The sequence below is a fragment of the Dysgonomonas sp. Shenzhen-Wh21 genome (assembly GCF_043392705.1).
GTDB lineage: Bacteria > Bacteroidota > Bacteroidia > Bacteroidales > Dysgonomonadaceae > Dysgonomonas.
Genome location: NZ_JAIXHZ010000218.1, coordinates 1 through 4567 on the forward strand (window position 1 = coordinate 1; position 4567 = coordinate 4567).

The window sequence follows — 4567 nt, forward strand, 5'->3', positions numbered from 1 at the left end:
GCTGTGTTGAAAATGAATGTTACACTTCCTGTAGGATGCAGCGCAACGGTTATCGTACCAGCTAATGCCCATAAGAGTAAAGTAAATGGGCGTGATTTGGATAAAACAAAATCTTCTATTGAGATTGGAAATGGCGTATCTAAACTAACCTTTTCTTTGATTTAGAATCTGAATTACAAATAAAATACTTGTTAAGTTATTGTATAAGAGTTTATTCTGCTGTAAATAAAATTGTTGAGTGCAGAAGAAAACCTCAGTATACTTTATTGAGCTATACTGAGGTTTTAATTATAAAGAGGCTTTTATCTAGTGATCATGATCATCATCTTCTCCGTCGTGACTTAATACAATATTACGTGCAACATACGATTCGTTCCCGGCGGCGTCTGTACAATATACCATCAAGTGATAATTACCAGGGGTTGCATTTTCCGGTATGATTATTTCATGATGATGTATTTTTGCTGTTTTTTGTCCGGCTACACTCCATGTTTTCTGAAAAGCAAATGCGGTAGTAGCGTCTTCGGCTTTTAATGATTTTGTATGATTATGACCATCAAAGTTGTTATGTATCTCTACTTTATAAGAAGATAACATTTCATTGTCGGATAATTCCATGTCGAAATGAATATCTGATCCAATCTTTAATACAGCGCCTTCTGTCGGAGCAGTTAGATTGATCACAGGTGGAGTTGTATCTCCTTCGTTATCATTACTACAAGAAGTAAATGATATAGATGTTATTATACTAATAATTGATAGGAATAGGATTTTAATAATTGTTCTCATTTTAATTTACTTTTAAAAGGTATTTTAATTGATAATTGAAAGTTGCGCCCCGGTTCGGGAATTTCAACTTTTCTGTAAAAACTTAAGTGATTATAATATTTAGTATCCAATAGATTCCGCAGTGATAAACTGATATCTACCATTGTGTTATATATCGGAATACTTATATTTCCTCCGAGATTAATTAAATTGGTTCCTGATGTTGTACTTTCGTTCTTTGACACTCTATTTTGATTGGCAATACTATACAATTCAGCATGTATGTGGAATTGATTCCTTTTCCATGTTATTGTATTTCGCATAGATGCCGGTGGCGAGAAACTTAAAGGAGTATTCTCATCAAGGTTGTAAGTATATACGTACTCACCTGTGAAAGAATAATTCAGATGTGGGAACAAGTCTATACTGAAAGATATCTCCGTTCCTGCAAAAATAGCTTCAGCACCCGTATATCGATATATCTGTCCCGCATGAGGAAGTACAGACCATTCGCCTGTTGGTTTCAGAAAAATGTAATTACTAAACCAGCTAAAGAATGGAGTGATGGAAAAAGAAATGTTCTTGTTTTCATACAAGTAAGATGCATCCAGCTGCCATCCTCTTTCCGAATTAAGAGAAGGGTCTCCTTGCTCGTGTCTGAACGTACCATGATGTACTCCATTTGCTGCTAACTCATTCGCACCGGGAAGCCGAAAACTGTGTCCTATATTCGCCTTTATAAGATGATATATATTCAGATTCCATATAATACCGAGCGATCCCGAAAAGTCTCCAAAGTTGCGATTTACAGCATAGCTACGCCACTTATATTGCTTTATCAGTTCGTTGTCATATCCCATTACCTGCAGATATGTTTCAAGATAAGGATCATTATATGCTGATATGTCTACATTCCCATGATCGTAGCGAATACCTCCACTAAAGCTAAGCTGCTGTGATGGTCGCCATGTAGCAAGACCAAATACTCCACTGGTAAATCTATTGTATCTGGGTAAAAGAAATGAATATCCCGATATACGGTTTTGTTGGTATTGAATATCAAGCCCGACATTATATTCCCATGTAGCTGAGGCTATTGTTTTCAGCTTAATAGAAGAGCTATATGTATCTAAAGTGAAAACCAATTCTTTATCCGGATCTTTATGGGGAGGTGCTTGTGTTCCATAATGCGTATGAAATTTACTCCACTCTTCCCTGTGATTCTTCTGATATCCAACGTCCCAATATCCAATGAGTTTATCCCATACGTATTGCTGTCGTGATGTTATCTTCATATGATTTACTCTGCTGTATGGTAATTCAATATTACGGTCATCTCCATCGTCCTGTACACGGGATATATCAGGTATGCCATGTGCTCCGGGAAAAAATCCTATTTTTTGGTAGGCATTACTCATTGAATAATTGGAGTAATACTTTCCGCTACGGTATTCGGTGTATGAACTTATATTACGCTCAATACCGGCTGTATTCTTCAACTTCCGATTATATATTGGAATTTTCTGAGTAAGATAGACAATGGTATCTGTAGGTATGCGATAATCTCCAAAACGCTGTTCGGAATATCGAAACCTTGTATACCATGCACTTTTTTTCAGGCCTAATAATACAGAACCACCGAATGTTTCATTTACACTTTTGCCTAGTACCACAGCTTCACCAAAAATCTGATTGTCGAAGGATGGGGGAGCTTGAGTTATTTCCACTACGCCACCCATCGCATCGCTTCCATAGAGAAGTGAGGATGGCCCTTTGCGGACAGTGACTCGTTCGATATTAAACGCGTCAATCTCTAATCCGTGATCGCTACCCCATTGTTGGCCTTCCTGTTTGATTCCGTTTTCGGTTACAGAAATGCGATTAAATCCCATTCCCCGTATCATGGGTTTCGAAAACCCGGACCCAATATCCATAGAACGGACTCCCGGTATATGCTCTAATGCTTGTATAAGATTGCCTGTAAAGTGATTTTTCAAAAAATCCTTTTCTGCTACTTCTATCGACAGAGCTGAATTGATTTTACTCGATGTCTTATAAGATGTTGCAGTTATAGTAATACTTTTTAACTCTACCTGTTTGATAGAATCTGTTTGTTGACTATACAAGGGCAATACAAATACGAGCAAGAGCATAACCCGAATAATTCGGATATGCATATAAGTATTTGTTTTTATTTTATTAAAATAATTTACGAATAAAGTTGGGATAGAATTATCCCGGAGGAAAATATGTTTTTAATAGAGGGTGGTGCTCGTAGATAATTGAGTTGGGTTATCGAGTTATATCCATTTTCCAGATATAAGGAATATATCTGGCTAGTATATATTATTTGTATTGTATCCGAAATGCGAAAACTGGCTTCAGTAAATAAAGATAAAGTGAGTTTACAAACCTGACATGTATTACTATTATGTTGAGGTTTATGTTTATCGTTAGCATGTGAACAATGTTCTTCGTAGCACTCATATTTATAAATATGAATACCCTTAACTATAATCGGGGTTATGAATATAGCCGCTAATAGCCATGCCAAGATAATTTTATTTACTTTATATTGTCTCACACCGAACATGAATTTTGACTAGGAGACAGCAAAGATATAAATTTTATTTAAATGCAACACTGTTTCAATATCAATATATAATCAATTTGTGTGGTCTGTGATTTTGTGGTACTTTTGTTTACCTATAAATATTGATATTATGAATGCAATAGATATACTCAGAAATAAGGGTTTAAAGAAAACAGCTCAGCGAGTTATGCTGATTAATATTTTCCAAAAGAAGAGTATTTCTTTAACCGAGGGTGATATAAAGATGGAGATGGGAGATCTTTACGATCGCATAACTTTTTATCGTACTGTTCAAACATTATTGGAGACTGAAATTATACATAAAATTACAGTTGATAACATAACAAAATATGTACTGAATGATGTTCATCTTTCAGTCAATAAAAAAGATCATGCTCATTTTTATTGTAAAAGCTGTCATTCAATAACTTGTCTCGATAATATATCTTTAAAAAAGTATAACTTACCGGAAGGATTTAAATCTGACGAATGTGAGATATTAATAAAAGGGAGTTGTAATAAATGTAGTGAACGTGTATAATTAGATTCTTACTTGGTATTTTTATATCTGCAATTCAACTATTTTGAGTAGATTTTCTTTTAACCTTTTCCCATATTCCAGTATTACTTCTTTTCTTTAAATAAGAATATGCCCTTATGACATTTAAGTTCATAAAAAGAAAATAATATGGAATAAACAGCACCTTATTTTTTATTTCCTTTTTAGCAAGTGTATATCCTACAAAACCTAATGAGTAGAAAATAACTTGTAATATTAATAGTATAGCAGGTAATGTACAAGTTGGGTAGGTTTGTATGCAAAGTAATACATTAAGAGGTAATAGAGCAAAAAGAGCCAAAGGGGTTATGGTCCATCTCAAAACGCGATGCGATATGTACTGAAAGCTTAGTATCCCATATCTGAAAATATTAAGTAAAGGACGTAATCTCCATACAGCTTGTAGTCCTCCTGCTGCAATTCTTACTTTTCTTTTTTCTTCTTCTATCATCGAATCGGAGCTGTATTCCATAGCATATGCTTTGGAGCAATATGCTATGCGATAACCTTTTTCTGCTATTTTTAGAGACAAGACGAAATCATCAAGAATTGTATCATTTGGAATACATTCAAACAAATCACGTCTTATAGCAAATAACTCGCCTGCAGCACCAACTACAGAGTATAGGCGAGAGTCTAAACTTTTT

The 4567-nt window shown here is 34.8% G+C and carries 4 protein-coding genes; 1 reads left to right on the forward strand and 3 read right to left on the reverse strand.

Annotated elements, in window-relative coordinates:
* Window positions 1-306: 306 nt before the first annotated feature.
* Together LDB17_RS14595 and LDB17_RS14600 are read right to left on the reverse strand one after the other, a co-directional pair.
* Complete coding sequence (locus tag LDB17_RS14595) at window positions 307-789, reverse strand: DUF4625 domain-containing protein (protein WP_252639048.1); 483 nt, start codon at window positions 787-789, stop codon at window positions 307-309.
* On the reverse strand, window positions 786-2945 hold the full coding sequence (locus LDB17_RS14600) for a TonB-dependent receptor (RefSeq protein WP_252639047.1): 2160 nt from the start codon (window positions 2943-2945) through the stop codon (window positions 786-788). Before LDB17_RS14600 ends, LDB17_RS14595 begins: the two co-directional genes overlap by 4 nt.
* 546 nt (window positions 2946-3491) lie before the next feature.
* Between LDB17_RS14600 and LDB17_RS14605 the strand changes: the two genes are divergently transcribed.
* Window positions 3492-3902 carry a Fur family transcriptional regulator gene (locus LDB17_RS14605; RefSeq protein WP_252639046.1) on the forward strand — a complete coding sequence of 137 codons (411 nt, stop codon included), beginning with the start codon at window positions 3492-3494 and terminating at the stop codon, window positions 3900-3902.
* A 34-nt stretch (window positions 3903-3936) separates the two neighbouring features.
* Here LDB17_RS14605 and LDB17_RS14610 read toward each other — a convergent pair.
* A partial coding sequence (locus LDB17_RS14610) for a glycosyltransferase (RefSeq protein WP_393925115.1) occupies window positions 3937-4567 on the reverse strand: 631 nt, incomplete at its 5' end.

Excerpts from the sequence above, each read along its gene's own strand:
- LDB17_RS14595 (WP_252639048.1), bottom strand. The coding sequence starts at position 789 with ATGAGAACAATTATTAAAATCCTATTCCTATCAATTATTAGTATAATA.
- LDB17_RS14605 (WP_252639046.1), top strand. The coding sequence starts at position 3,492 with ATGAATGCAATAGATATACTCAGAAATAAGGGTTTAAAGAAAACAGCT.
- LDB17_RS14600 (WP_252639047.1), bottom strand. The coding sequence starts at position 2,945 with ATGCATATCCGAATTATTCGGGTTATGCTCTTGCTCGTATTTGTATTG.